The 247-nt window shown below is 71.7% G+C and carries 1 pseudogene; it reads left to right on the forward strand.

Annotation, left to right across the window (positions count from 1 at the left end):
• A pseudogene (locus ACFIF2_RS36010) lies at nt 1-247 on the forward strand (alpha-1,4-glucan--maltose-1-phosphate maltosyltransferase); the annotation flags it as partial.

Genomic DNA, 247 nt, shown 5'->3' on the forward strand with positions numbered 1-247 from the left:
CACGCCTACCTCCAGCACGGCGGCCGCCCCGCCTTCGAGGTCCGCGCCGTCCTGGCCGCCACCCTCTCCCCCACCTGGGGCATCTACAGCGGCTACGAACTGTGCGAGAACACCCCCCTGCGCGAAGGCAGCGAGGAATACCTCGACAGCGAGAAGTACCAGCTCAAACCCCGCGACTGGGCCGCCGCCACCCGCGAGGGCCGCACCCTCGCCCCCCTCATCACCCGCCTCAACACCATCCGGCGCG

It is taken from the genome of Streptomyces sp. BK79, assembly GCF_044142145.1.
In the GTDB taxonomy this organism is placed as follows: Bacteria; Actinomycetota; Actinomycetes; order Streptomycetales; family Streptomycetaceae; genus Streptomyces.